A 5,058-nucleotide genomic window follows, 5' to 3' on the forward strand; every position below is an offset into this window, starting at 1 on the left:
TCCTGAGCCGTTGATCCGGGCCGCTAGGGGCCGCCCCTGCGGGCCGTCGCAGCCCGCTGAGCCCGGTAGCCCTGTGTCCTTCCAGGCTATCCGGGGACCTCTGCGTCGCGCCCTCACGCGGTGAGGGTGTCGACCGTGGTAGTCGACAGGCATGCCGATGAAGCCTTCCGGTGCCGCGGACCGTCCATCTTGGTTCGGGCGGCTGCGCCGAGTGACCAGCCGTTCACCAGTCGGGCGCGGATGGCGCCGGAGCCAGGACCTCGAGCTGTGGTCGCGTTCGCTGGGCTTCGCGGCACTGGGGTTGCTCACGTTGGTGCCGCTGCTGATCATTGTCTCCTCTGCCGACCCCCGACATGGGCGGGGATTCGCGCAGTGGCTGGGGGAAGGGCTCGGCGCGTCGACGCCCTCCAGGCGGCAGGTCGAGCAGTTGTTCGCCCGACCCGGCCAGACTCTGCGGACCACCACCGCGTTCGGTATCGCCGCCCTTGCCGTGTTCGGCCTGACCTTCGGAGCGGCGGTGCAGACCGGCTATGAGAAGGTCTGGGACCTGCCGTCGGCCCGCTGGTGGGCCAGGTGGCGGCATGTGGTGTGGCTCGGCATCCTCACCGGATACCTCTTCGTCTCCGCCACCACCACGCTGCGGCGCGAGCCCCTGGCCGGTGGGGCCGTCGCGTCGCTGAGCGCCGTGCTGTTCCTCTGGTGGTCCCAGCGCCTGCTGCTCGGAGGGCGGATCCGCTGGCGTGCCCTGTTGCCCGGCGCAGTGGCCACGGTGATCGGGCTGGTCGGCCTGAGGGTCTTCTCCAGGCTCGTCTTCTCGCCGTTGATCGTATCCAACGCCGTCACCTACGGACCCGTCGGAATCGTCCTGGTCATCCAGTCCTGGCTGGTCGGTGTCGGTGTCGTCGTCTTCGGCGGTGCGCTGGTCGGCCGACTGCTCTACGAGGAACTCCCACACATGGCACACGCATTGAAACGGCGCAGATGAGAGCTGCCCTGCCGTCGGTCAGTTCGCCTGGGCCGCGATCACCCTCATGACGCGTGGGCCGCCGGCGAGCGGCCGATGGCCGTACGTCTGTCGCCACTTGGGGCGAGGGTTCCGGGGAGGGACGCAGGGGTCGGTTCTTCCATCGGCAGCATGGTCCGTTCGGGTTGTCCGAGCAGTACGCTGAAGGTACCGAGGATATTTCGCGCACCGGCCTCCGTGCTTGTGTCGTTTTCGGCGATTTGATGACACCGGGCCCGTTGTGAACGGCCCGGGGCAGGGTTCGCGTCATGACTGCGACCATTTCCCACCCGCCGACACTCGGAGACCGGCCTTCCTCCCCGTCTCTCCGCCTGTCGCTGGCTCCCGTCGGTTCCGCACCGGCTCTGTTGGACGGCGCCTGGTGGCCCCGCTCCCGTGATCTTGAGGCGGAACTCCCCTCACTGGTGGCCGTGCTCGATCCGCTGTGGGGGCGGATGACCCGGGTCGCGGTGAATCCCCTGCACTGGCCCACTGTCCCGCGCAAGGTGCCCGTCGCCGGGCATGTGGTGAATGTGGGCTGGTTCCTGGCCGAGCAGGACCCGCACGAGCTGTTGCTGCTCTCGTACCGCGTGGGCCGCTGGAACCTGCTGGTGGTCCCGCCGCAGGCGACTCCCGACTCGGCCGCGTGGCTGATGGCCGCCGCGAGCGACCCACTGGGCACGTCGACCGCGAGCCGATTGATGGAGGAGGCGGCGCGCCTGCGGACGGTGACGGAGACCGACCGGGCCGTGGAAGCGGTCTGGGACTCCGAAGGAGGGCATGAGGCCCGCTGTCCGACCGCACGTCCACGGATCCCCGCGGTCACCGCTGCGATGCTGAATGAGCCCAAGGGGATGTGAGGACCATGGAGATCTTCGTGACCGCACTCGTGATCCTGGCGATGATCGCTCTCGGGGTGCTCCTCATCCACCTGCTCAACTCGCAGCACGGCGACCGCGTCGCCGCCTTCCACTACGGCCGCTCGGGGTCGGCTGTCCCGGGACCGGGGCCGTCGGCTCCGCGCAAGGCCCGCGGCCGGGCCGTAGCGAGTGGCACCGGTGACCGCCGTGACCACCGCGACGGGGGACGCGGGCGGCTCCGGCTCCGGCGCCGCACCCGGAAGGGAGTGGGATGAGTCCGGGTGAGCCCCCTTGCTCCCTGTCAGGTCTGGCTGACACCGGCAGTCGGCCGGCGCTCCCCGGCACCACGGTTCTGCGGATGGAGACGACACCCGAGCGCACGGGGAACGTTCGATGGCGTGGTGGCCGCAAGACGCCGGGTCGTCTGGGCGTGGCAGGGTCGTACCGGCTCTCCCGGCCCGTCACCGAACCGGCCGAACCGATGGCATGGCCCGGAGCCACGGGCGCCCGAGCCCCTGGACCCCCGGTACCCGGGCCGCTCCGCATGTGACAGGCTGCGGCCTCTCTCGGCCAACCGCCTGTCCGGCGCACGAACTGCGTTTCTCACAGGGCATTCCGGACCTCGGCGGCACACCACGGGTATGCCGGACCGGCCGTTCCCCCGGGTCACCGCGCGCACCCGGCGTCTCGGCGGCACGCCACCAGGGCCGGACCGGCCCTGCCGCGCGGCGCTCTCCGACGGGTCGTTCGAACCGAGAAGCCATGGCCCTTCCACAGCTGAACGTCTACCGGCACGACCACCACACCCGTGCTCTGATCACCCTCGCGGGAGACATCGACCTGGCCACGGCCCCGCTGGTGCGCGCCGCACTGGCCGAGTGCCTGTACGACGGCATCCGCACTGTCGACGTCGACCTCACGGCGGTCACCTTCTGCGACGCGAGCGGACTCAGCGCATTCCTCACGGCACCGTCCTTGCCACCGAGTCCGGAGCGACCCTGCAACTGCGCTGTCCGCCCCAGATCATGGCCGGCGTCATCGAGATCACCGGCTCCGGCTTCCTGCTCCGCGCGATCAACGCCGCTCGTGCACTGTCGTCTCGGGTCCCCGTTGCCGCGGGCGGTGCGCTGTGACGCCCCCGCCCCGGCGGGAACAGCCGCCGCGGAGCGAGGGAAGCACACCACTCCCCGCGAACGCGGTACGACTTCGCCGCCTGAACCGCTGGCAGGCCGAGACGCCGCGGGAGGACCTGGCCGATCCGTACGTGGAGTCCTCCCTGGCGCGGCCCGGCGAGGAGTACGTTTTCGCGATCACTGAGATCGTGGTGCACCTTCATACGAAGGACCAGGACCAGGACCAGGACCTCGCCCGCCGGCTCCAGCCACGCCTGCTCGCCGACCACCATGCCTCGCTCGGGGTCACGTTGGTGGACCAAGCCGACTCCGCGGCCTTCGATGCCTTCCGGTCGTGGGGATGGCAGGACATCGGGGCGATCCGCCGCCCGTCGACCCCGGCTGTGCCCATCGGCCCGACTGATGAACAACGGACGGTCGGTCCGAAGGCCGGCGCCGACCGCGTACATGGCCTGCAGGCGTGACAAGCCACCAGCCCGTGGCGGCCACTGGCGGCTGGGGCGGCGTTGAGCCATACACGGGCGACAAACTCAGTCCGGGACGGTCAGGTGGTCGGCGGTGCCGCCGCGCCACTCGATCAGGAAGAGCGTCGCGTCGTCGCTGGTGTGCCCGCCTCGTTCTTCCTTGAGGGTGTGGGAGAGCCGGCGAAGCTCTCCCCGTAGTCCCTCTCGCACCGGCTGCATGCTGTTGATGCAGTTGATGAGCCGGTCCTCGCCGAAGGTCTCCCCGGCGAGGTCGCGCTCCTCGATGACGCCGTCCGTGTAGCACAGCACGCGATCACCGCGCTGGAGTTGGCGCTCGCTGATCTGAGGACGTTGGCCGCCGAAGCCGATCGGCAGGGTGGTCGGGCTCTCGAGCCGCCCAACGACCTGGTGGTCGCGGATCAGCAGTGGAGCCGGGTGGCCCGCGTTCACCCACAGCAGGCGGCCCGTCTGAGTGTCCAGATCCATCATCTGGGCCGTGACGAAGCGGTCGGGCCCGAACTGCTGGGCGATGGCCTGGTCCATGAAGGCGTACTTCTCGGACAGGTCGACCTGGGCGCGCCGGGCGTGCCGGTAGGCGCCGACGGCGACGGTCGCCATCGTGGCGGCCTCCAGGCCGTGGCCCATCGCGTCGAACACGGCGGCGTGCAGGATCGTGTCGTTGAGGGCGTAGTCGAAGCTGTCACCGGCGATGCTGTAGGCGGGTTCGAGGATTCCGGCGACCGCGACCTGCGGCACCGCCATCACCAGCGGCGGCAGCAGAGACCACTGCATCTCCGCCGCGACGCTCATGGGTTCCCGGCGTCTGGCCTGGAAGAACTGGTCGGTGTAGCTGTGCTTGGTGACGATCATGTCGGCTACCAGGCCGGCGAGCCTGCCCAGCAGGCGCCGGTCGTCGTCGTCGACGGTGTCCAGGGTGACGGCCAGCACCCCCACCTGGTCGCTGCCGTCCAGCATGGGCAGGTACATCCGGACGTCGTCCGCCTGCTGGACCTCGACGGTGGTCGCCTTGAGGAAAGCCCTGCCGGCGGGGGAGTCAGCGATCGGCTCGGGCCCGCCGACCAGCAATCCCCTGCCCGGCAGCGGCGCCAGCAGTTCCTGTCCGTAGTCCTGCAGCAGGATCGACACGTCGCGGCCGCCGATCCTGGCCACCTCCTCCGCGACCAGGGGAGCGATCAGCTGCGGCGGCATCTCGTGGGCCCGGTCCAGCAGCAGGCCCAGCAGCCGCTCACCGAACCCTTCCGACCGGTCGGGCATGCTCCGACGAGGCTGCCGGTCACCTTCCGCCATGACCCACCTCCCCTTCCAGCGTCCCGGAGCGGCCACTTGCGCGCATCCGGAGAGGGGCACCGTGAGCCCTCCCCGTCGAGCACAGTTCGTACAGACTGCCGCCGCAGATCGGCCCTACGGGGCCATTACGCCGACTGCGGCATGTCAACGCGGTCGGCTGGTGGGGTCGCCGCCCGTCTGCTGCGGGCACGGCCTGGAGTACAGGGCGTCGTGCGTTATCGGATGGGGCGGTGACGGGAGCGCTGGGACCAGCGCACGGCGGTGAGGCCCAGTGCGGTCACGAGGACCAG

The 5,058-nt window shown here is 70.3% G+C and carries 5 protein-coding genes and 1 pseudogene; 5 read left to right on the forward strand and 1 reads right to left on the reverse strand.

Features of this window, described 5'->3' with window-relative positions:
• The first annotated feature begins 151 nt into the window (after window positions 1-151).
• From ABT063_RS51575 to ABT063_RS51595, 5 genes and pseudogenes are all read left to right on the forward strand, one after another.
• A complete protein-coding gene (locus tag ABT063_RS51575) occupies window positions 152-985 on the forward strand; it encodes a YhjD/YihY/BrkB family envelope integrity protein (RefSeq protein WP_351069240.1) in 834 nt (277 codons plus the stop codon).
• Between the two features lie 287 nt (window positions 986-1,272).
• Window positions 1,273-1,863: a DUF5994 family protein gene (locus ABT063_RS51580; RefSeq protein ID WP_351069243.1), complete on the forward strand. Its 591-nt coding sequence runs from the start codon at window positions 1,273-1,275 to the stop codon at window positions 1,861-1,863.
• 5 nt (window positions 1,864-1,868) lie between these two features.
• Window positions 1,869-2,138, forward strand: a complete 270-nt coding sequence (locus ABT063_RS51585; RefSeq protein ID WP_351069246.1) for a hypothetical protein — start codon at window positions 1,869-1,871, stop codon at window positions 2,136-2,138.
• Between the two features lie 487 nt (window positions 2,139-2,625).
• A pseudogene (locus ABT063_RS51590) lies at window positions 2,626-2,772 on the forward strand (STAS domain-containing protein); the annotation flags it as partial.
• 220 nt (window positions 2,773-2,992) lie between these two features.
• The gene (locus tag ABT063_RS51595; protein ID WP_351069249.1) at window positions 2,993-3,460 is read left to right on the forward strand and encodes a hypothetical protein; all 468 of its coding nucleotides are present in this window, start codon (window positions 2,993-2,995) and stop codon (window positions 3,458-3,460) included.
• A gap of 66 nt (window positions 3,461-3,526) precedes the next feature.
• On the opposite strand, the gene ABT063_RS51600 is transcribed toward ABT063_RS51595, so the two are convergent.
• The gene (locus ABT063_RS51600; RefSeq protein WP_351069251.1) at window positions 3,527-4,768 is read right to left on the reverse strand and encodes a PP2C family protein-serine/threonine phosphatase; all 1,242 of its coding nucleotides are present in this window, start codon (window positions 4,766-4,768) and stop codon (window positions 3,527-3,529) included.
• Window positions 4,769-5,058: the final 290 nt, after the last annotated feature.

Source organism: Streptomyces sp. NPDC002838, from assembly GCF_040295365.1.
GTDB lineage: Bacteria > Actinomycetota > Actinomycetes > Streptomycetales > Streptomycetaceae > Streptomyces.